The 22,908-nt window shown below is 61.9% G+C and carries 17 protein-coding genes; 8 read left to right on the forward strand and 9 right to left on the reverse strand.

Annotated elements, in window-relative coordinates; genetic code table 11:
• Positions 1-149: 149 nt before the first annotated feature.
• Positions 150-800: a helix-turn-helix transcriptional regulator gene (locus tag NJU76_RS12650; protein ID WP_254529104.1), complete on the forward strand. Its 651-nt coding sequence runs from the start codon at positions 150-152 to the stop codon at positions 798-800.
• Between the two features lie 393 nt (positions 801-1,193).
• On the opposite strand, the gene NJU76_RS12655 is transcribed toward NJU76_RS12650, so the two are convergent.
• On the reverse strand, positions 1,194-1,382 hold the full coding sequence (locus NJU76_RS12655) for a hypothetical protein (RefSeq protein ID WP_254529106.1): 189 nt from the start codon (positions 1,380-1,382) through the stop codon (positions 1,194-1,196).
• A gap of 78 nt (positions 1,383-1,460) precedes the next feature.
• Here NJU76_RS12655 and glmS point away from each other — a divergent pair, with 78 nt between their 5' ends.
• Entirely contained in the window at positions 1,461-3,269 is a 1,809-nt protein-coding gene (gene glmS, locus NJU76_RS12660; protein WP_254529108.1) for a glutamine--fructose-6-phosphate transaminase (isomerizing), read from the forward strand.
• An 817-nt stretch (positions 3,270-4,086) separates the two neighbouring features.
• On the opposite strand, the gene NJU76_RS12665 is transcribed toward glmS, so the two are convergent.
• Entirely contained in the window at positions 4,087-4,980 is an 894-nt protein-coding gene (locus tag NJU76_RS12665; protein ID WP_254529109.1) for a carboxypeptidase regulatory-like domain-containing protein, read from the reverse strand.
• Between the two features lie 1,214 nt (positions 4,981-6,194).
• Between NJU76_RS12665 and NJU76_RS12670 the strand changes: the two genes are divergently transcribed.
• Positions 6,195-6,656, forward strand: a complete 462-nt coding sequence (locus NJU76_RS12670) for an SPW repeat domain-containing protein (RefSeq protein ID WP_254529110.1) — start codon at positions 6,195-6,197, stop codon at positions 6,654-6,656.
• 56 nt (positions 6,657-6,712) lie between these two features.
• On the opposite strand, the gene NJU76_RS12675 is transcribed toward NJU76_RS12670, so the two are convergent.
• Complete coding sequence (locus tag NJU76_RS12675; RefSeq protein WP_254529113.1) at positions 6,713-7,225, reverse strand: hypothetical protein; 513 nt, start codon at positions 7,223-7,225, stop codon at positions 6,713-6,715.
• A gap of 227 nt (positions 7,226-7,452) precedes the next feature.
• Here NJU76_RS12675 and leuS point away from each other — a divergent pair, with 227 nt between their 5' ends.
• The 4 genes from leuS (at position 7,453) to NJU76_RS12695 (ending at position 12,696) form a co-directional block, all read left to right on the forward strand.
• Positions 7,453-10,179, forward strand: coding sequence for a leucine--tRNA ligase (leuS, locus tag NJU76_RS12680; RefSeq protein ID WP_254529118.1), 2,727 nt, complete (start codon positions 7,453-7,455; stop codon positions 10,177-10,179).
• Positions 10,180-10,408: 229 nt separating this feature from the next.
• A complete protein-coding gene (locus NJU76_RS12685) occupies positions 10,409-11,011 on the forward strand; it encodes a DUF420 domain-containing protein (protein ID WP_254529120.1) in 603 nt (200 codons plus the stop codon).
• A 64-nt stretch (positions 11,012-11,075) separates the two neighbouring features.
• Complete coding sequence (locus NJU76_RS12690; RefSeq protein WP_254529122.1) at positions 11,076-11,975, forward strand: thiamine-phosphate synthase family protein; 900 nt, start codon at positions 11,076-11,078, stop codon at positions 11,973-11,975.
• Positions 11,976-11,997: 22 nt separating this feature from the next.
• Positions 11,998-12,696 (forward strand): class I SAM-dependent methyltransferase, encoded by a 699-nt coding sequence (locus NJU76_RS12695; RefSeq protein WP_254529129.1) that lies wholly within the window; start codon positions 11,998-12,000, stop codon positions 12,694-12,696.
• 220 nt (positions 12,697-12,916) lie between these two features.
• On the opposite strand, the gene NJU76_RS12700 is transcribed toward NJU76_RS12695, so the two are convergent.
• From NJU76_RS12700 to NJU76_RS12715, 4 genes are all read right to left on the reverse strand, one after another.
• Positions 12,917-13,681, reverse strand: a complete 765-nt coding sequence (locus tag NJU76_RS12700; RefSeq protein WP_254529131.1) for a DUF7001 family protein — start codon at positions 13,679-13,681, stop codon at positions 12,917-12,919.
• A gap of 17 nt (positions 13,682-13,698) precedes the next feature.
• Positions 13,699-14,628: a sulfide-dependent adenosine diphosphate thiazole synthase gene (locus tag NJU76_RS12705; RefSeq protein WP_254529139.1), complete on the reverse strand. Its 930-nt coding sequence runs from the start codon at positions 14,626-14,628 to the stop codon at positions 13,699-13,701.
• A 214-nt stretch (positions 14,629-14,842) separates the two neighbouring features.
• Positions 14,843-16,306, reverse strand: coding sequence for an MATE family efflux transporter (locus NJU76_RS12710; RefSeq protein ID WP_425604302.1), 1,464 nt, complete (start codon positions 16,304-16,306; stop codon positions 14,843-14,845).
• Positions 16,307-16,461: 155 nt separating this feature from the next.
• On the reverse strand, positions 16,462-16,728 hold the full coding sequence (locus NJU76_RS12715) for a YgaP family membrane protein (protein WP_254529143.1): 267 nt from the start codon (positions 16,726-16,728) through the stop codon (positions 16,462-16,464).
• Positions 16,729-17,183: 455 nt separating this feature from the next.
• Between NJU76_RS12715 and NJU76_RS12720 the strand changes: the two genes are divergently transcribed.
• Positions 17,184-19,664, forward strand: a complete 2,481-nt coding sequence (locus NJU76_RS12720; RefSeq protein WP_254529145.1) for a DNA topoisomerase I — start codon at positions 17,184-17,186, stop codon at positions 19,662-19,664.
• Positions 19,665-19,684: 20 nt separating this feature from the next.
• On the opposite strand, the gene NJU76_RS12725 is transcribed toward NJU76_RS12720, so the two are convergent.
• Both NJU76_RS12725 and NJU76_RS12730 read right to left on the reverse strand, forming a co-directional pair.
• Complete coding sequence (locus NJU76_RS12725) at positions 19,685-21,013, reverse strand: APC family permease (protein WP_254529147.1); 1,329 nt, start codon at positions 21,011-21,013, stop codon at positions 19,685-19,687.
• Positions 21,010-22,605 (reverse strand): ABC transporter substrate-binding protein, encoded by a 1,596-nt coding sequence (locus NJU76_RS12730; RefSeq protein ID WP_254529149.1) that lies wholly within the window; start codon positions 22,603-22,605, stop codon positions 21,010-21,012. The genes NJU76_RS12725 and NJU76_RS12730 overlap by 4 nt, the downstream gene beginning before the upstream one ends.
• Positions 22,606-22,908: the final 303 nt, after the last annotated feature.

The raw sequence follows: 22,908 nt of genomic DNA on the forward strand, positions 1-22,908 counted from the left end.
ACGCGCCTCGAGTCTGATGCTTAGATCGTTGTTAAGCCTACCTGTACCTGTCTATAATGAAGGTCCCGCGAATCAGATTTTCAGTGCGGTCGAAGAGGTCACGATACCTGTGGCTCGCTCACGCATCGGCCGTAGCAGAACCGCGAATCATGGTGCCCACTTCCCAGATTGGAGTCGAAGCCCCGCTCGAATCGATTCATAGCAGTGTCTCGATCGATACGCGTCCAGCTTCGTTACTTTCCCACCACGACGTTCACGTGTTTGCCTCGAGTGTGATCGGTCAGCCGATCGCCGATCGATTTGGCGGGCCATTGTATTTGTTGCAACTTCTTCGTGCGACGTCGTTCTTGGAGATGGCCCTTATCGTGGTTCTGTTCCTGTTGATTAGCGGACTCGTTGGTATCCGTCTCGCTGAGACGCTGTCGACCCATGACTTAGAGCTTTCGTCGCTTCCGCTGATCGCAGACTCGACAAATAACGCAGACGACACGAATCCCTCGCGCGCAGCAGATCATCGGGCCTACGAATATTATTTGTCGCCCGAAACACCACCCGAACTCCTGAGCGATGAGGGAAAAGTGGTCCGACTGCTCGTCGCAAATCACGGCCGTATTCGCCAGCATCGAATTACCGAAGAGACAGGTTGGTCGAAATCGAAGGTCAGCAGGATTTGCTCGCGAATGCACGCAGACGGCACGATTGAGAAGGCATCGGTTGGTCGAGAGAACGTCATTACACTGTCCAATCGAACGCCGGACGGGCAGGCGCAGTCGGATGACGTCGAGAATCCGCTTCCATAAGTACACACCAGTTGGTAGCATCCATTCGGAGCCGTTCGGAAGCCGGACGAATTCGGTTGCCACCGGTGACGGTGGCTCTCGGTCAGTCCATCCGTTCTCTCATCGACGATTCAATCTCCCTCGTTGTCTCGGTCGTCATCACGACTCGCTATTGAAAATTGTGCGTATGTCACTGATAAGAAACTTATGCGATCAGTTGAGCAGACGTTTTGTACCGATTTCCCGCTATTTCGACCTAAATCGGCCCAGCGTACCGAGACAGGGAATCGAATGAATGTCTTGGTACTCGCTCACGAGGGACCGAACGCGATGTAGATTGCAGCCTGTGAAAGTATATTCTATTTTATACAGACGATAGCCACCGTTTTATTCGTGGTATAGTAATGGCTGCCGTCACTCGTGGTGGATGTATGGCCCCGTCCCGTTCGCGCCGGACGGCGGGTACGGGAAGGAGATACCAATGACACGAAATAGAACTATGCTCCAGGTTGCCGTCTCGAACTGCTTCGATACGACCGACGGATCCGTCGATCGTCCCGTCGCAGACCTCTCGAATGGTGGGATGTCGGGGTTGAGCTCCATCGATCGTCCCGTCGCAGATTTCTCGTATGGTGGAACACCGTGGTTGACGCCAGTAGATCGAACGGAGGTGGTCGGCTAATGTGCGGTATCATCGCGCGAATCGGCCACGGTAACGCTGCGGAAACGTTGCTTTCTGGCCTCGAGAATCTCGAGTACAGAGGCTACGACTCCGCGGGAATCGCCGTCCAGAACGGTTCCGGCGTCAAGGTTCACAAGTGTTCAGGCGAGGTGTCCGACCTCAAGTCGACGTTGACTACGCACCCGCACGGTAATATGGGGATCGGTCACACCCGCTGGAGTACCCACGGACCGCCGACCGACGAGAACGCCCATCCACATACTGACACGGCTGGTGACGTTGCTGTCGTTCACAACGGTGTCATCGACAACTACGACGAACTGCGAGTGGAGCTCCAGGCGATGGGTCACGTCTTCGAGAGCGAGACTGACACCGAAGTCATTCCACATCTCATCGACGAGTACCTGAAGTCGACCGGCGATACCGAACTGGCGGTCCGGCAGGCGGTCGACACGCTCGAGGGGAGCTACGCAATCGCGGCGATCGTCGACGGCGAGGAGGCAGTGTACGCTGCGCGAAAGGGGTCGCCGCTCGTCCTCGGTCTCGACGACGAAGAGTGGTTCCTCGCTAGTGACGTTCCGGCGTTTCTCGATTATACGGACGAAGTCATCTATCTCGAAGACGGTGATATGGTTGTCCTCGAGCCCGATTCCTACCGTATTACCGATCTTGAAGGCGAACCACTCGAGCGGCCGATCGAGACCGTCGACTGGGACCCGGAGGACGCGGGGAAAGGTGGCTACGATCACTACATGTTAAAGGAGATCGACACGCAGCCGACGGCCCTCTCGAACACAATCGAGGGCCGAATCGACAACGGGACTGTCGCTTTTGAGGACCTCCAGTCGGGTACCTTCGAGGACGTCGATTCCGTCCAGTTTATCGCCTGTGGGACCTCCTATCACGCTGCCATGTACGGCGGACAGCTACTGCGGTCCGCCGGCGTCCGCACGGAGGTTCTTCGCGCGAGCGAGTATAAGTCGATGTCCGGCCCCGTCGATGACGCGACGCTCGTCGTCGCGGTCACCCAGAGCGGTGAAACCGCCGATACGCTCGATGCGGTCCGGACTGCGTCGGATCATGGCGCGCGGACACTCGCCGTGACGAACGTCGTCGGATCGACCGCCGCACGCGAAGCCGACGACGCAGTCTACATCCGTGCCGGCCCGGAGGTCGGCGTCGCGGCGACGAAAACGTTCTCCTCGCAGGCGGTCACCCTGGCACTGCTCACCCAACACGTCGCCGCTGACATCCCCGAGGCGACTCCCCGCGATGACCGGGCGTCGATGCTCGAGTCACTCGAGGACCTCCCGTCCCACGTCGAGACCGTCCTCGATACGACTCAGGCGGAGGAGCTCGCCGAGACGTACCTCGACAGCGAGTCGTACTTCTTCATCGGCAGCGGACTCGGGCACTCGGTGGCGCTCGAAGGTGCACTGAAGTTCAAGGAAATTACCTACGAACACGCGGAAGGGTTCGCCTCCGGGCAGCTCAAACACGGTCCGCTCGCCCTGGTGACCGAGACGACGCCGGTGTTCGCGGTCTACACCGGCGGCGAAGACGAGAAGACGAAGACGAACGCAATCGAGGCACAGTCTCGCGGCGCGCCGATCGTCGCCGTCGGACCGGACGACCACTCCCTCGTGGACGTCGCCGACGCGTACCTGTCGGTTCCGGACACGCATCCCGTCTGGGCGGGGTTGCTCGCGAACGTGCAGTTGCAACTACTCTCCTACTACGCCGCCAAGTTGCTCGATCGGCCGATCGACAAGCCGCGTAATCTCGCAAAGAGTGTCACGGTCGAATGATCGGATCGGTCATCGCTGACGTATCGTAGTTTCGGTCGAGTCGGGTCTCTGGTAGCCCAAATCAGCGGTTCGTTTTTCGTTCTCCACCGCATATCGATCGGAGGAATTCACGCGGTTGGTTCGGTCGCCGCTCAGACGGCGATTGTGGCGTTGTACGTCACTGACACTCGATCGACGGTAAAGTACATTCACACACCAGAAGTTCCAAGCAGGTATTGCAGAACGCAATCTCTCGTGGACACAATCCGATTGGACGATCGGGGCCGAGGGACGAACGAAACGGATCGTAAAACGAGAAGGTCGGTTCTTGCGCCGTCGAACGCTGATCCGGAGTCGGTTGTGGTCTCGCCGACGACATCGCTCCGAGATTAGTCGGATCAGCTGCCGCGCACTGCGGTTCGATCTTCGGTCGGTGGGCAGACCCTCGATCGATCGAACTCGAAGATTTGCCATAGCCTCCGGTTCTGAGACGTGGACGACGAATCTCGTCGATCATCAGACGCCGTCGTTTTCGGCTCGAGTACGTGGTGTGAAGAATTCGATCGGAGATGCGGAATTGCTGGCATTTGGGTGCAGAGTTCGACGACCGACTGGTCGAATCGGGCGTAAAAGTTCTCTCCGGACACACAGCTGGTGAGCGGCTCACGAGTCTGGGACAGGAGTCGAACCCCGTGTGCTGAGGAAAACCAGTCGAGTCGTCACGCTGTCGTCGAGAGGGGGTGTCATTTCCATACAAAGAAGGGAAGACCGACTCTCGAGCGAAGTACCAATTCCAGGAAATAGCACTGCCGACAAAACGGGGCCGCAGCGAACTACGTTACCATACTCCGGGAGCGATCACGAACGGGAAAATACTGCCGTCGTCATCGTCATCCTCCTTTTTGAGCGAAAACTGGACATCATCCTTGTCCGAGTCTTCGATCTTGATCTTTTGTTTCTTCTCTTTGTACCCGTCTGAGGACGCGATAACCGTGTATTCGCCGGGCTCGAGATCTCTAAACTCGAATGTGCCGTCATCGTTGACCCCCGTCATTCTGTCGACCCCTTCGATCGAAACGGTGGCGTTACTAATCGGGTCGCCGCTCTCGTTCGTCACGGTCCCTGCGAGCGAGTAGGTGTCTTCCTCGTCCTCTTCGATCGTCAGCGTAACTGGGTCGTCGAGCGAGCCCTCGACCTGGATGGTTTCATCGTCGGTTCCATACCCGTCAGCGGTTGCAGTCACCGTGTATTCGCCTTTCTCAGGAACTTCGAGCAGGAGCTCACCGTTATTTTTGACCGTTACCGTCTCACTTCCACCAGACGGCAGGTCGACGGTGAGAGTGGCACCGGAAACACCGTTTCCGTCTTGATCTACCACTTTCACTGGCAGTAAGTACGTTTCGTCGCCGCCAGTATCACCACCATCGTCGCCACCAGTGTTATTGCCGTCGGTGTTATTGCCGACAGTGTTGTTGCCGCCAGTGTTATTGCCACCACTGCCGTCACCGGTAGCGGCACCGTCACCGCCCGACCCACCGGTGTCGCCGGTGGGTTGGTTCGAACCACTCATCATGTCGTTGAACGAGCTGACCATGCCGCTGACGGAGAAGCCACCCACTGCGAGTGTTACCCCGGCCACCAGGAATACGACGCCACAGATGACGAGCAAAATCTGAACGGTGTTTTGAATCGATCGGGTCTCCGCACGCTGTTGTTGGGTGTTACTGCGCATTGTTACTAATCCAGTTCGGATAGTCGTTGATTATGCACTCCCCGTCCCGTCCGTCCTCGCGACGATCGGTTTGGATATGCTAGTTGCCGATTTGTACGTGAACGCTGTTCTTTCGTCCCCGAATACCCCCGTGAAACTCGAACCGTTTGGAGGGATACGGTATGGTAACTTGTGTGGTGCACGCTGCCGGCTACGTTGCCCGCAGGATGCAGTTACAAGCGAGTTCATTTGACGGAAGTTTCTTCTGTTGGGGCATCACTATACAGAGGATAAGGACGTTCTAAACACCGCAACTATTGGGGGATCGTCCGAAACTCGTCTCACGTCTCCGTGGGCCCAGGCAAGCATCGTCATTCGATCATCGTCGGATTCGTCAGAATCGAGTCTATTGCACTAATCGATTCGGTCCACTCGTCTGATCCATACCCGTATCCCGCACGGCTGTGCCACTCGAGTAAACCATTCGACTGCTGTGCAGGGGGATCGAGCCTGCTTTGGGCGGGATGTCGAGGTCGTGGCTGACGACGGAGTTGAGAGTGCTGTAACGTATCACGGGAGAACGCCCCGTGGCTTGGCTGTGTTGGCGGCAGGCCCAGAAACGGGCCAGATGGCCGCAAGCGAGTGTACTTCCCCTCTCTGACTTCCCGTACTGGGTTGCCTGGAAGTACCACCCGAACACCCGGTGTGTCCGTGAGGGTCGGCCGCTCCACCACGGCCGATTGTGTCTATCGCACTACGCCGAAGACATGGCTGGTGAGAGAGTCACACTCCCCCGCACCTTTGTACAGTCGCGACGAAGCACGGTCGGTAACCCGTCCAATTGTCCGATTCAGTACGCCAGAATGGACAATAAATTGCACACGATTCACTCTCGGAACCACGCCCTAAGGCACGTTCGCTGTAATACTGTAGACGGTGAACGGTGAACCCGCCGGGACGTTCTGACTCGTCGTACACGGTCTCGATCGAGTCGAGTACGGAACGTTACGGAGATGATTTTTCCAACGATTCGACGTATAGTAAGAGCATATTACCCGATCGAGAGGGGTATGCCAGTCGATTATTAGAGAATCGTAACAACGGTTTGGGCTGCGCTCACCGTTTGTCGACGAAACGCGGAACGATCGCGTTTCAGGTGGATTCCTGGTGAGTGGGTGGAACAGTCGTGCGGCTTTTGAGTGCCGTTAGCGTAGCCGCAAACGAGGGTGCTTCCCATGAGCGAGTCCACCACGAACGAACCAGCGGCCGGTGAATCGACTACCCACAGACAGGGCGAACCGGACAGTCAGAAGTGGCTGAGTGGCGTAATCTCTCTGATCGGTCTCTGGATGGCCGTCTCGCCGTTCGTCTACCCACAGGCGACGGCTATGCTGTGGAACAATCTTCTCATCGGTAGCGCCATCTTCCTCCTTGCGGGGTACAACTACTATCGGATCACTACGGGCCACTCGACCAGTACCGGCGTGATGTCGCTCGTCGCGTTGCTCGCGCTGTGGATGATCGTCTCTCAGTGGGCCATTAGCGGTGAGGTCGCGATGAGCGGCCTCGAGGTTGCCGGAACAGGGCTCGTCTGGAGTAACGTCCTATCCGGAATCGTCGCCGCGGTGCTCTCGGCGTACATCGCGTACGCGGGCGGTCGCGGCGTCCGCGCCGGGACGGCCGCCGGTGCCCGATAGTCTATCCCAGGGGATATTTTTCGACGGTCATCGAACAGACCAGCGTTTGCCGACAGCTAGCTATCATCCGGCTGATCTTCGGTATCAGGTTGCCCACGCTCGTCGTCGTCGAAGGGATCGCTATCGCGCTCGGCAGGCCTGTCTTCTTCGCCACCGCGCACTGCTTGCTCGATTGCCCGCTCTATGTCGCCGAGTTCCGACTCGGGCTCGGGCCGCTCGGGCGGGTCGTCCGAGGGCAGTCCGGGCTCAACCGTGGGTTCGTCGCCTTCGGACTCGGGAGTCGGAGTAGCGCCGTCGCCACCGTCCGCTGTGTCACCGGTCACCATCTCGGCGTCCGTCGATTCGTTCCGTTCGCGCTCGTCTGTCGTCTCGTTCTGGACTCGGACGACCGTTGTCTCGTTCGTCTGAGTTGCCGACGGGCCCTCGTGCTCCACCTCGGCGGGTGTCGAATCGTCAGCCGTTAGTTCGGGTGCGAAGACGGAGACGATGGCACCGAACGTGAGCAGGACGGCAGCGATGGTGACGAGCAACGCGACCGTCGATGGAAGATCGTCGCGAAATCTGGCCATTCGTCACCGTGGGAAAACGCTGTCCACCTGCTTTGTTAATCTCAGCCCATACTTGGTCAGGCACCGAGTTCGGTAGTCCGTTTGGTCCGTCTGTGACTGGTTTCTGGGGCTCTCGAACGGCCTCATTCGGCCGACCGCACGTCCCGTTTTGCGGGGCCGTCTCGACGCATGCGGCCGAACAATGATATAGCCGGCGCTCTGAGTGGGAATAACGGATCTCGCCGACAATGACGAGTCATTACGATCACGCCCAGATACAGGAATTCTGGCAGTACGTCTGGGAGCGCGACGACGTCTACGCGCTCGACGAGGACGCGGACGATCCGACGTACGTCCTCGGTATGTTTCCCTACACGTCCGGCACGCTCCATATGGGGCACATTCGAAACTACGCGATAACGGACGCCTATTCGCGCTATCGCCGCATGCAGGGAGACGATGTCCTCCACCCGATGGGATGGGACGCGTTCGGTCTCCCGGCCGAAAACGCGGCAGTCGAGCGAAAGACCGACCCGCGGTCCTGGACGCAGGCCTGCATCCGGCGCATGCGAGAGGAACTCGAGACGATGGGCTTCGGCTACGACTGGTCTCGGGAGATTACCACCTGCGAACCGGAGTACTACCGGTGGAACCAGTGGTTATTCAAGCGCCTCTACGAGGCGGGACTCGTCGAGTACGAGGCGGCGACGGTCAACTGGTGTCCCGACTGCGAAACGGTGCTCGCCGACGCGCAGGTCGCAGAGACCGACGGAAACCGCGTCTGCTGGCGCTGCGAGACGCCAGTCGGCCGGCGAGAACTCGACCAGTGGTTTTTCACGATTACGGACTACGCCGAGGAACTGTACGACGGACTCGCCGATCTCGCAGGCTGGCCCGACGGTGTCCGCGAGATACAACGCAACTGGATCGGCAGACAGGAGGGCGCGAAGATCGCGTTCGACGTGGTAACTCGTGAGGACGGAGACGAGAACGGGGTCGGCGCCGACCCCATCGAGGTGTTCAGCACGCGACCCGAGACGATTTACGGGGCGACCTACCTCGCAGTGTCGCCGGGCCACGAACTAGCGCGTGAGTTGGCTGCGACGAACGACGAGGTCGCTGAGTACGTCGATATCGTTCGCGAGCAGGACCCCGACGAGGTCGGGTTCGCGGGCATCGAAACCGAAGCGACCGCCGTTCACCCTCTGACCGGCGCAGAACTCCCCGTTTACGTCGCTGGCTACGTCCTCGAGGACGTCGGCACGGGCGCCGTAATGGGCGTCCCCGGCCACAACGAACGCGACCACTCCTTTGCGATAGAACACGATCTTCCGATCGAGCGCGTGATCGTCCCCACCGACGGGTCCGACAGTGATGGTCCCGGCGACGAGGCAGACGGTACCGGCGACGGTCAAAACGGCGCCCCCGCCGAAACGCCACCGTACACCGGTGAAGGGGTGCTCGAAGGAAGCGGTGAATACGACGGCCTCGAAAGCGAGGCGGCCCGTGGTCGACTCGTGGAAGATCACGACGAACTCGAGGAAGCCGTTACCTACCGCCTTCGCGACTGGCTCATCTCCCGACAGCGGTACTGGGGGACGCCGATTCCGGTCGTCCACTGCGATAACTGCGGCCACGTCCTCGTCTCGGACGAGGAACTCCCGGTCGAGCTCCCCGAGTTCGTCCAGACGACTGGTAACCCCCTGGATGCAGCCGAGGCGTGGAACGAAACGACCTGTCCCGACTGCGGCGGTCCGGCACGTCGAGAGACGGACACGATGGACACGTTCGTCGATTCCTCGTGGTATTTCTTGCGTTTCCTGTCGCCCCATCTCGAGGACGCGCCGTTCGACACCGATCTCGCGAACGAGTGGATGCCGATCGACGTTTACGTCGGGGGCGACGAACACGCCATTCTCCACCTGCTGTACGCCAGATTCTTCACGCGGGCGCTCGCCGATCTCGGTCTCCTCGAGCGCCGAGAGCCCATTCGGGAACTCATGAGCCAGGGGACGGTGCTGTACGACGGTGAAAGGATGTCCAGTTCCAAGGGGAACGTCGTCGCTCCGGACGAGTACGGGGCGGAGACGACCCGACTGTTCGTTCTCTCGGCGGCCCACCCGGAACAGGACTTCGAGTGGACCGCCAACAATGTCCGCGGAGCCTACGACCTCCAGCAGACGCTTTACCGGATGGCGACGGACTTCGTTGCGGAGGGCGATCCCCGTCTCGAGCGGCGAGCGCACGACGAGTACGTCGCCCGCGAAATCGATCGGGCGACCGCGGCGATCACCGAGGAATACGAGCGGTTCCGGTTCCACCGCGTCGCGACCGAAATTCAGGAACTCGCACGCCTCCTTCGGCGGTACCGCGAGTACGATCGCCCCCACGGCGAGATCTATCGACGCGGTTTGCTGACCCTCGCTGCGGTGATCGCTCCCATGGCTCCGCATCTGGGCGAGGAATTGTGGAACAAACTCCGCGGTGAAGGGCTGGTCGTCGAGGCCGATTGGCCAGAACCCGAGCGCGACGCATCGACGTACCAGCAGGAACGTCGACTGATCGATCGGACGCTCGAGGACGTCCGGGACATCGTCGAGGTCGCCGCAATCAACGAACCCGAGCAGATCGAACTCGTCGTCGCCGAGGAGTGGAAGTACCGGGCGGCCGAACTGGTCGATCAAACAGACGGGGACGTCGACATCGAATCGGTGATCGACGGCGTCCTCGAGGGGGACGGCGTCGACGCCGACCGGGAAACCGTCGGGGCGTTCGTCGCGGAGCGCTTCGGGCGCGACCGCAGCACGGAACGCAGCCAGCGACTCACTGCGGACGGCGAGTGTACGATTCTCGAGCGCTCGACCTGGCTCGTGACGGACGAGTTCGGTGCTGACGTCGTCGTTCGACGGGCGACCGCGGACGACGAACTCGCGAGCAAAGCCCGACCCGGAAAACCGGCAATTCACATCAGCTGACGGCGTTCCGTTTTCGTTTCCGGACGACGGTCGCCGTTCCGTCGTAGTCCACTCGGGAGTTCCAGACGGAAGACTCTCTTCGACGAACACGACCCGACGTACGATCTGGCCGATCGGCGATCGTGAGGGCGATCACGACGTCGACCTCGATGCGCTCGTACGGGTCAGCAAGGAACCGACACGACGCCGAACAGCAAGTATGATACGGCGATGCTTCTAACGACCGACAATGGCAACCGCTGACGCGAGACGGCGACTCCGGGAGCGGCCGATGGGCGTAACGATCTTCTTGACAATCATCGGCTACGCGTTGGTACTCGGAACGTTCCTGCTCGACGTGCCGATCTACCCCGACCTCACGCGGGGACAGATCAACCTGCTCACGCACGCAATCGCCGTCATAAACACGACGGCGACGATTCTGCTCGTCAGCGGCTGGTACTGGATTCGCGCGGATGAGATCAGAAAGCATCAGCTCTCGATGATGGGGGCGTTCGCGTTGATCCTGCTGTTTCTGGTCGTTTATCTGCTCAAAGTCGGCGGTGGCGGGGAGAAGCACTTCGTCGGGCCAGACCTGGTCTATTACGCGTACCTGATCATGCTGGCGATCCACATTGTCCTCTCGGTCGTCTCCGTACCCGTCGTCCTCTACGCACTGATCCTCGGGCTCACTCACACCCCCGCCGAACTCCGATCGACGCCCCATGCCAGGATCGGCCGCATCGCCGCCGGCGCGTGGATTCTGAGCCTCACGCTCGGGGTCGTCACCTACGTTCTGCTCAACCACGTCTACGACTTCGAGTTCGCGTCGATGCTCGTCCCGATCGTCTAACGACGCGCCGGTGGGATGCGGACCGATAAGTTATCCGGCCGCCGCTCGTACGTCCGTCTACCGAATGCAATTCGTCGAAGAAATCGTCGTGGATGAATTCCTTCCGACCGTCCGATCGTTGCTCGCGAGCAACCTCCGCGATCGGGGGCTCACGCAGAGCGAGGTCGCCGACGTCCTCGGTATCAGTCAGAGCGCCGTCTCGAAGTACGCCCACGGCGACGTGACGATCAACGACCGCATCGCCGACGACGACCGCGTTCGAACCCTCGTCGAGGAACTCGGAAGGGGGCTGTCAGCCGGCGATATTTCGCCAGTGCAGGCGCTGATCGAACTCGAGGTGCTGGTTCGCGACCTCGAATCCGGCGGGGACCTCCTCGCACAGCTCCACGAGGAGGCCGTTCCGGAACTCGCCGAACACGGATCGGGATTTCGAGTCCACGATCCGGAGAGCGAACGCCGGGCCAGCGAGCGCGTCCTCTCGTCGGTTCGAAAGGGATTGAGCGTCCTCGAGACGACGAGCGGCTTCGCGGCGCTCATTCCGGCGGTTGGCTCGAATCTGGTCGCCTGCACGCCCGATGCCGAGGACGTCGACGACGTCGCTGGCGTGCCAGGCCGCATTTTCGACGTGAAAGGACGGGCTACCGTTCCCGGCGCGCCCGAATTCGGCGTCTCCGAACACGTCGCGCGTGTCCTGCTCGCCGCTCGGCGCCACGGTTCTGCGGCCTCGGCAGCGGTCAACATCAGATACGAGCCCGAATTAGTAGACGAGTTGGTAGAACTGGGCCACGTCGCCGCCGAGTTCGACGAATCGGGTGACGTTTCGTCGAGCGTCGGCGCGGCGATCGAAGACGAGTCCGACGCGACGGTCTTGTATCAGACCGGCGGCATGGGAATCGAACCGCTGATATACGTCCTCGGTCCGGACGCCCAGTCGGTGGCGAACACGATCCGGTCGTGTACCTGAATTCGGGCAGGTGAAACGACGAATGTCGACGGAATCCGCACAGGAGTTCTACGGCCGCTGGGCGCGACTCTACGACGTGATCGCGCGGCGGACGCCGGGGATCGCACAGCTCCGGCGGCGAGCAGCCGCTGCCTGCCGACTCGAGCCTGGCGACACCGTCGTCGAGATGGGGTGTGGAACCGGTGCGAACCTTCCCTATCTCCGCGAACGGGTCGGTCCGACGGGGACTGTGATTGGGATCGACTTCACGCGACAGGTTCTCGAGCGAGCGCGCGCGGCGACTGCGGAATACGACAACGTCTCCGTGTTACGAGGTGATGCGACGCGGCTGCCGGTCGGGGCGGAAGTCGAGGCCGCCGAAACGGACGGCGGCGGCGGAATCGACGCCGTCCTCGCCACGTTCGTCGTGGGTATGCTCGAGGATCCCGTCGCTGCAGTGGACGACTGGTGCGATCTGGTCGGCCCCGACGGGACCGTCGTTCTCGCCAACGCCGCGCGTAGCGAGAAGTGGTACGCTCCGCCGGTCAACGCCGTCTTCCGGATGATCGTGATCCTCTCGACGCCGCCGACGACGCGACTTCACTACGAGAACGACCCACACATTCGACTCGACGAGAAGATCGACGCTGCTCACGCCCGTCTCCGCCACCGTAGCGTCGCCGTCGTGGACGAAACGCACGTCTTCGGAGTCGTTCGGCTGACCGGCGGTCGACTCGAGTGACCGGCGGACGATTCGACCGGTCGTCGGCCGCCTATACTGTCAGTTCGAGTTTCTCGTACTCCCCGATGCGCCGGACCATCGCGTCCGAACTCGGGCATGGGGTCTGTGTTTCGGGGTCGGCGTGAACCCCTCTCGCTGTGGTAACCCACACAGGTGCTCTCGGCACGATTACTTCACGTGAACCGCCCGGGGAAGCGCAAGTCCGAGGGCTCGGACCGTCTCACTCCGCGTACAGCCGCGCGTGTTCGGTGCAGAACGCTGGCTCGCGAAGTTGCGCGTCGATCAGGTCTTCGTGGTAGTGTGCGTTGAACAGCCGGCAGCCCTCCCGGTCGCAAAACGGCTCGCCTGTCTCGAGGTAGTCGAGGGCCTGCAGGACGTATCCCTTCAGCGCATCCGTCGTCCGGGGATCGTCCTGAATCAGAAATTCGCCGTCGACCTGGTTCTCGAGGACCTCTCTCGGTGGCGCGTCGCCGGACAGCAAGGCGTGTCGCTGCTTTTCTCTGTAGTACGCCTCGGGCTTTGCGGGTGCCTCGTAGAGGCCGGGAACCGAGACGAGAGCCGGTTGTCCGAGGACGGTCACCCGCTTGTGCCAGCGGCCGTCGTGGTCGCCCCACGTCCCGATCGCCCGATCCAGGACCGCCACGTGCAGCGTCTCGAGCCCGTGTGCGTCCTCGGGCAATGCGGCGTTGAGCGCCTGCTGAACCTGTTCGCCGTCGTAGAGGACGCCGCCTTCACGGTCGGGATTTTCGAGCGCCCGCTCCTCGTAGCGGATCGTCCCGAGCATCGTGTTGCCGGTCTCGCGTTCGTACGGGGACGACACTCGCGCCTCGGCAAACCGCTCCGCGAGGTCGTCCGTGCGGTGGACCTCGAGAACGCGGTCACGGACGGTCACGTCCGCGTCGATCCGTCCCTCGAGCCACTCGGCGATGTCGTCGATTTCCGCTCTCGTCGACGGCGCCCGGTAGCAGATGACTCGTTCGACCATGCATCGGGTGATCGCGGTCAGTCGTCGGCCGGTGCCGCCCGCGAGGTGAGTTCGACGGGCTCGGCGTCGACCTCGAGTTCGTCGAGTGCGACCTGGGCGGCGCGCTTGCCAGAGACGAGCATCGCGCCGAAGGTCGGCCCCATCCGTGGCAGTCCGTAGGTCGTCGCGGTCGCCATCCCGGTCGCGATGAGGCCGTCGTGGACGATGCCCGTGTGTTCGACGACGGCGTCCTCGCTCTTGCCGACCCACATCGAGTCGTGCCCGGGCGAGTCGTGGCCGGGTGCCCCGTAGGTGTCGGAATCGGTCTGATCCATGACCTGGCCGCGATCTCGAGCGTCCTGTATGCCGGGGGCGTCGAGGACTCCTCGTTCGTCGAGTTTTGTGACCGCCATCGCGTCGTGACCGGTCGCGTCGATGACCAGGTCGGCCTCGACGGCGATCGGGTCGACGCACGTGATCTCCCGGGGGAGCGCGTGGACCGGCGTCCAGTTCATCACGATCCCCGAGACCCTGTGGTCCTCGCGGATGACGATGTCCGTGAACTCGGTCATATTTTGCATCTTCGCGCCCGCGTCGCAGGTGGCCTTGATGAGCCCAGAACACGCTTCTGGACCGTTCGCGATGTACAATCCGTCGCTGTCCTGGGACTGCTTGTACGAGACCTCGAGTTCGTCGAGGACCTGCTGTGCTGGATCTCGAACCGTGACCTTGTTCATCAGGAAGCCGCCGAGCCAGAAGCCGCCGCCGAGGTAGTTGTTTTTCTCGACGACCATCGTCTTGACGCCGCGCTCGGAGAGTTCCTTCGCCGCGGTCAATCCAGAGGGACCGCCGCCGACGATAATTACGTCCGAGTCCGAGAAGTCCATGAACTCCTCGGTCCATTCCTGTCCGATCGCTCGGGTGACGTCAGCTTCGCCAACCTGACTGAACTGTTCGAAGTCGCTCATACAACTAGGTGGTAACACTAGGTAGTCTTAAGTCTGTTACGGTCGCTGATTCACGATACACAATTCGTACGAGGGCCAGTTTTGGCCACACACTGTGGTGACCGGGGTATCGCTCGAGGGGCGATGCCGACTGTCCCGCGGTGTTCGACGGCGGCTTTTGGTGACGTCGTGGCGGAAGGGGGTGCGAGCGACGGACCGGCCAGCCGATCAGTGATCAATCGTCGACGAACTCCGACTCCCGGTCGCCGCCTGCGGATCGGTCGCCACCCAGAAAGTCGTCATCACGTTCGGTGCCGGGCCGCTCGTCGATAACGCCCTCGGCCCAGGTCCCGAGTCGGAACCAGACGACTGCGACGACGAAGGACGCGATCATCCCGAACGCGAGCGCCCACCAGATGCCTTCGACGCCCCAGCCGAGGCCGGTGATCTGCACTCCGATCACGGGAATCGTCACGGCCCACGGGAACGCGAGTCCGAGAACGAGCGGAAATCGAAACACCCACCGCGAGAGGATCGAGAGAACCATCGCCTCGCGCGTGTTGCCGGCCCCGCGGAACGCACCCTGGATTACCATGACGCCGGCGAACGGTGCCCAGAAGAGGGTGGTGATCCGCAGGAAGACGACGCCTTCGGCGATCACCGCGGAATCGCCGACGAAAATTCGAATCGCGGCCACCGGAAACGCGAACAGGACGACCGCAACGGCGAAGATGATGGCCATCGTCGCCGCGGTGGCCGTCCGTGCGACGGCGGCGGCTCGGTCCGTCGACTTCGCGCCGAGGTTTTGGCCCACACCCGTTGCGGTCGCCTGGCCCACGGCACCCGCGATGGCCCAAGTCACCGACATCAGCCGGACGCCGATTCCGAACGCTGCGGTAGGCGCAGCGCCGAACCGGGCGACGAACCCGGCCATCGCCACCGCTGCGAAGCTACGGGCCCACCCGTCGAGCGTTCCCGGGGTTCCGATCTCGAACAGCCGCTTCTGAACGTCGATATCGGGCGTCAGATCGCGGATTCGGAGCCGGACGCCGAATCGCCCGTCCAGGAGGATGACGATACCCGTGGCGGTGGCCAGTCCGCGCGAAAGAAACGTCGCGATGGCCGCTCCTCGCGTTCCCATTGCAGGGACTGGTCCCCAGCCCAGGACGAAGAACGGATCGAGGACGACGTTGAGACCCGCCGAGACGACGATAAGCCACATCGCCGTTTTCGTATCCCCCGCACCCTGCAACGAGGCCCGAAAGGCGAAGAAGAGGAAGGTAAATGGCAACGCCAAAAAGATCACCTCGATGTACGCCAGTGCTTCGACGAAAACCTGGTTCCGGGCACCGATGAGCGTGAGCAGTGGTCGCCTGAATACGAGACCGAGGACCGCGAGAACGCTCGAGACGGCGAGCGTAAGCAGAATCGTTTGAGCGACGACGTGGTCGGCCGTTCGGTCGTCGCCCGCGCCGACGTACTGGGAGACCAGGGCGATGGTGGCCGCGGTGATCCCCATCGCAGTCGAGACGAACATCCATGACAGTGGAAACATCAGCGACACGGCGGCGACGGCGTCGCTGCTTACGCGGCCGACCCAGAACATGTCTGCCAGGTTGTAAACCGTCTGGAGGAGGTTTCCCAGCACTAACGGCCACGCGAGGTGAAGTAGCTTCGGCGATATCGCTCCCGACGTCATGTCGACGCGCTTGCGCTCCGGATCCGTTGCTGCCACGAGATACCCGCATGTGAATCTCACCCAGGCGAAGTAAAAGGGCTCGGCTCTCGGGAGCAGTTACCGGTTTCCGGCACCGCCGCTGCGTGTCGACCGATAGGACGAAAAATTGGTTTGAATTAGCTCGGCCGTTCCATCGACGCCTCGTCCGTATGGGTGGTCTCAGTCCGGTCGCCCCGGTAGGTGTCGAGTCCCAGTAGTCTATTGATCACACACCGCTGAAGGACGCCGGTGACGAAGAACACCGCACCGAGGACGACCATCACCCCTGCGAGAACAGGGCCGATAGCCACGGCGCCGACGAGCGCAGCTGCCCCGATTACCACCAGCAATGCTCCGCCAACGAGGCGCCAAACGCGATCGAATCCGCCTACATTTTTCTCCATTGTCTCATTCTCCGCGTATCCACACGCAGTCGCGTATAGGACTCGAGTAGGCTTAAGCGAGACGGCACCACGGACCGCATCAGAGTCCACGCGATAGACCGCTGCTCGATCGAATTGGGCTCGGCGGGTATACACGCCGATCGCGAATTCCGGCAGCGAATCCCAATTCGCTGCGCCCACCCCAGGCGAACCACGGATGACACGCACGGCCACGAACGACCCACAGGACCGGGGACGGCCACCGGGCACGGGGTACGTTCTGGTCTGGTGTGAGTACGTTCTGGTCTGGCCCGAGAGTTGTTTCGCTCGCACACGCCCGCGCGACGCACAACGCACGCACACCCGCGCTGTCGGCCGGTTTTGGCGAAAGCGTTATCAAACGTTCAATCGTAACGAGCGACGATGTACGATATTCGTCCGTCGTCGGGATCCCTCGCTCGAGGAGGTGATCCGCTGTGGAGCTGATAATTACGGAGAAAGATAACGCAGCTCGCCGGATCGCCGACATCCTGAGCGGCGGCACGTACGACTCGAGTCGCGAGAACGGAGTCAACGTGTACGAGTGGGGTGGTAAGCGCTGCGTGGGGCTGTCGGGTCACGTCGTCGGCGTCGACTTCCCGTCGGAGTACTCGGACTGGCGGGACGTCGAACCGGTCGAACTGATCGACGCCAGCGTCGAGAAGACGCCGACGAAGGAGAACATCGTCGCGACGCTTCGGCTCCTCTCGCGACGTGCGGAACGCGTGACGATCGCGACCGACTACGATCGCGAAGGGGAATTGATCGGCAAGGAGGCGTACGACATCGTCCGGAACGTCGACGAAGACGTCCCGATCCGCCGCGTGCGGTTCTCCTCGATTACGGAAAACGAAGTGCAGAACGCATTCGACGAGCCCGACGACCTGGACTTCGACTTGGCTGCGGCCGGCGAGGCACGCCAGATAATCGATCTGATCTGGGGAGCCGCGCTCACACGGTTCCTTTCCCTGTCCGCGGGGCAACTCGGTGACGATTTCATCTCCGTCGGTCGGGTGCAGTCGCCGACGCTGAAGCTGATCGTCGACCGCGAGCGCGAAATCGAGGCGTTCGATCCGGAAGACTACTGGGAGTTGTTCGCCGACCTGACCAAAGACGACACCCCGTTCGAAGCGCAGTACTTCTACCGCGACGAGGACGATAACGAGGCCGAACGCGTCTGGGAAGAAGCGATCGCAGAGGACGTCTACGATACGCTCGCCGAACACGACGTCGCGACCGTCGTCGACGTCGACCGGCGGACCCGAACGGACACGCCACCGACGCCGTTCAATACGACCCAGTTCATCCGCGCGGCCAGCGCGATCGGGTACTCGGCTAAACGGGCGATGTCGATCGCCGAGGACCTGTACACCGCCGGCTACATCACGTACCCGCGGACCGACAACACCGTCTATCCCGACGACCTGTATCCCGGGGAGCTGCTCGACGACTTCGTCGGCCACACGACCCTCGGCGAATCCGCCGAATCGCTGCTCGAGGCCGACGACATTGTTCCGACCGAAGGTGACGAAGAGACGACCGATCACCCGCCGATTCACCCGACGGGCGAGATTCCGGGCCGCGGCGACGTGAGCGACGACGAGTGGGACATCTTCGAACTCGTCGTGCGTCGATTCTTCGCGACCGTCGCCGAAGCCGCGGTCTGGGAACACCTCAAAGTCGTCGCTGAGGTCGACGATCACCGGCTCAAGGCCAACGGCAAGCGCCTCATGGAGGCCGGGTACCACGACGTCTACCCGTACTTCAACACCAGCGAAAATTACGTTCCGGACGTCGACGAAGGCGAGGAGCTGGCGCTTTCGGACGTCGAACTCGAGGCGAAACAGACCCAACCTCCACGCAGGTTCGGTCAGTCGCGGCTCATCGAGACCATGGAGGACCTGGGCATCGGGACGAAGTCGACCCGCCACGACATCATCGAGAAGCTGTACGATCGGGGCTACGTCGAGAGCGATCCACCGCGGCCGACGCGACTCGCGATGGCCGTCGTCGAGGCCGCCGAGGACTACGCGGATCGCGTCGTCAGCGAGGAGATGACGGCCCAGCTCGAGGCCGACATGAATGCGATCGCAAACGGCGACGCCACGCTCGACGACGTCACCGACGAGTCTCGTGAGATGTTAGACGAAATCTTCACGAACCTCGGGGACTCCCGCGACGAGATCGGCGACCAGCTTCGCAAGTCCCTGAAAGACGACAAGCGACTGGGGCCGTGTCCGGAGTGTGGCGAGGACCTGCTCGTGCGCCGGAGCCGACACGGCTCGTACTTCATCGGCTGTGACGGGTACCCCGATTGCGAGTACACACTGCCGCTTCCCTCGACCGGCAAGCCGCTGATCATGGAGTCCGAGTGCGAGGAACACGGACTGAACGAGATCAAGATGCTCGCCGGCCGACAGACGTTCGTCCACGGCTGTCCCATCTGCAAGGCCGAAGACGCGGGTGAAGGGCCGATAATCGGCGACTGTCCGGAGTGTGGCGACGAACACGGAGGCGAACTGGCGATCAAAACCCTCCAGAGCGGTTCCCGACTGGTCGGCTGTACCCGATATCCCGACTGCGAGTACTCGCTACCGCTCCCCCGGCGCGGTGAAATCGAAGTCACCGACGAATACTGCGACGAACACGACCTGCCGGAACTCGTCGTCCACAGTGGCGACGAACCCTGGGAACTCGGCTGTCCGATCTGTAACTATCAGGAGTTTCAGGCCCGCGAGAGCGAGTCGGGCTCGGATCTCGAGGCGCTCGAGGGAATCGGGGCCAAAACGGTCGAGAAACTCGCAGACGCGGGGATCGAAGATCTGGACGACCTGACTCAGGCCGATCCCGACGCGGTCGCCGCGGACGTCGACGGCGTCAGCGCCGATCGCGTTCGAAACTGGCAGGCGAAGGCGTAGACAGAGATAGAGGAAGAGGATTACACTCGTTTTTCCACCTCTCGGACGCCTTCCGAGAGGGTTCGTCGCTTGAAATACATCGCTTCGACCGTGAACACTACCGCCGCGATGACGACGACTAGCCAGAAGACGGCCGGGAGCTGCGAGTAGAGGTACCACGTCAGCATGACGAAAAAGGCGGCCGAGCCAATCATCCCCAGCAGCGGTGGGACCGGGTTGACGTCGACGCCCTCCTCGTCACGCACTGTCAGTGCGAGCGCGCTCATCGCCCCGAAGACGACGATGAAGGCCAGGGAAGCGAACTCGACGACGGCCTCGAGGCTCCCGAGGGCGGTAAAGGCGGCCGTCAGAACGCCGATGACGATCACGGTACGCTTGGGAGCAGCGTCGGCCCCCGCTTCGCCCATCTCGTCAGGGAGGATATCGTCGCTGATGAGGTTCTTCGCGAAGAGAGCTTCGCTGAACATGGTCGAGTTGATCGCGCTCGCCGTTGAGACGAGGCCGGCGATTCCGACGGCCAGTGCGAGCCACTTCGAGATGGCAAGCGCCCCGTAGAGCAGAGCCGGTTCCGGCTGGGCTGCGATCACCTCCTCTGGTAATAGCGTCGTGATTACGAACCCGACGAGGACGTAGATTGCCGCGGCGATCGGGATCGAGATGAACACGCCCTTCGCGAGCGTCTCGTCCGAGTTTTCGAACTGTTCCTGATCGTAAAACAGGAGCTGCCATCCTTCGAACGAGACGAATCCGACCGACGCGGCGAGGATCGGGTTGAGTCCGAGTTCTGAGAAGCCGAGGCGCAGTTGGTAGTGGGTAACACCGAACCAGAGTCCGATCAGGCCGAACGCGGCGATGATCCCTGCTTGCACGAACACGAGGTACCGTTCGACCGCAGCCGACGACCCCGCGCCGAATAAGTTCAATCCGACGAAGGCGGCGACGACGCTGACCGAGATGAACTGCCGGACAGGGAGGCCCCAGACGTACTCGAGGCCGAGCAGCAGCTGGCCGTACATGCCGAACGCGTAGGCGTACATCGCCATCGTTCCGATGTAACCGACGATCAGCGTCCAGCCAACGACGCCGGCGATCGTCGATCGTCCCGTCAGTTCCTCGATATACGAGACCGATCCCCCGCTGGTCTCGGTCGCCTCGTTTAACTTGATGTAGGCGTACGCACAGCTGAGGACGACGACGGTCGCCAGCGAGTAGGCGAACCACGTCAGGATTCCTGCCGCGGCGACGACGATCCCGATCGCCGCGTAGATGCCGCCGCCGACGATGCCGCCGACGCCCAGGGCGACGGCCGTCGCGACCCCGAATTTGTCGCCATTATCGCCATCGCTCACGGTTCGGACCCCACCGTCACGACGTCTTCCCCCGTAGCGACGCGCGGGTTTTCCTTAGCAATCGGGTGAACGCGAAAGTTTTGCACGTCCTCCGCTACGGCGAAGCTATTCTCGAACGAACAAATCGGCAGACAGACTCGGTCCTCAAGCAGCCGCGTGATTGTCCTTTCGTAGCGTTGTCGCCGCCGCTCGCGGTCTCCCATCGTCCGAGCCGACACGAGCCGTTCCATGACTGCGTCCTCGCGGTAAAAGGTCCCGTTCGTCACGCCGGCCATGTTCTCGTGGAACGTCGGGTAGAGGTGCGAATCCGGATCTGGCGTCCCGGCGATTTCGCCGACGAACACCGAGTAATCGCGCTCGGACCCGGTAACGGACTTCTCGAGAAAAACTGATTCTGGCTTCGACACGACGAGCGCGCCACGACCAGCGTCTCTGAGTCCACCGGCGAGCGCCTCGCCGAACTCCTTGTGTTTCGGATCCATCGACGTTAGGATGCGAAGCTGCCCGGTCGCTTTGCCGACTTCGTCGAAGAGCCGTCGGGCACGGTCGATATCTTTCGGAGGTGTGAGCGCCGCCCACTCGTCGACGGGCATGTCCCAGTCTCGAGCGACCTGCGGCGGGAGCGGACTGTGCTGTCTGGTCCCCATCGGTTCGACGAAATCTGCGACCGCCTCGTCAAGGTCGATGCAGTAACCGATCGCTTCCCTAACCCGACGATCGGTCGTCGGTCCCTGGTTCAGGTTGAATCCGAAATAAAACGACGTGTAGCCCCGTCGCCGTTGCACTGAGGCGTTCGCCACGTCAGCGACGTGGTCGACGATCAACGGCGACACCGGTTCGATCGCGTCGTTGCGATCCGTTCGCAGGCTCGTCAACTGCGTCATCGGAAACTCGACGTAGGCCATGGTGAGCGTCTCGATGGCGGGCTTCGGATCGTCCCAGTAGTCGGACCAACGACGCAGTTCGACTTTTGTCTCTTCGCTGAATGACGCCACCTCGAACGGCCCGGAGCCGACCGGCTCCGTCGCGAACGCCTTCCGACTGTCCTCACGCACCGAACGGGGAACGATCGAGTGCGTCAGCGCGTGCTCGAGCCCGGGATACGGCGCTGCAAGCGAAAAGCGGACGGTGCGCTCGTCGAGGGCTTCGACCGATTCGAACGGGCTCACCCGCCATGCCGGCGGCGCGTCCTCCTCGAGCGGTGCAGTGAACGAGTAGACCACGTCGTCGGCGGTCACCGGTCGGTCGTTCTGAAACCGCGCATCGCCGTCGATATCGACCACAATCGTCTGGCCGTCGGCTTCGTATTGCGGTTCGCCGGCCGCGAGTTTAGGAACGACCTCGATCCCCTCACCATAGGCGTAGAGGCCGTCGAAGAGCAGTTCGATCGCCTGTTCGGAGCCGATGGAGCGGGCGGAGATCGGATCGAGTGTGACCGGCGGACCAAGGGTCCCGATGCGGAGCGTCGAGCTCGATTCCGCACCGAAGGTTGTCGCGCAGCCTGCGATTGCCCCCAGACTTGTGCTGCCGGCGGCGACGAGCAGGTCACGCCGCGTCGGTTCGTCCGTCCGATCGTTCGTTCCACCGGTCATACGTTTCGAGACGTCGCGTGCAACAGGTCGCTTCTCTCGGTCGCCGGACTCGGTTACGGTCCGTGATGGATATCGTCGCGAAGGAAGTTGGGAGACCAGCCTGCACCTGACGGGGCGGGCTGTTTCGCTGTTCGCCGGGATGCGAACGCTCACCGAGAGATTCCAAACTCGAGGCACGTCCTCGATCGCTGCGGTAGGCAGTCGATTTGATGTATCGGTTCGTGAGCGACTACCCCGACGACGCCACCCTCCGAACCGGCCTATATCGGTCGATCTGACGATGCCGGGCGTAGCATTAACTGA

Origin of the sequence: Natrinema gelatinilyticum (assembly GCF_024266705.1) — an archaeon.
Lineage (GTDB): Archaea > Halobacteriota > Halobacteria > Halobacteriales > Natrialbaceae > Natrinema > Natrinema gelatinilyticum.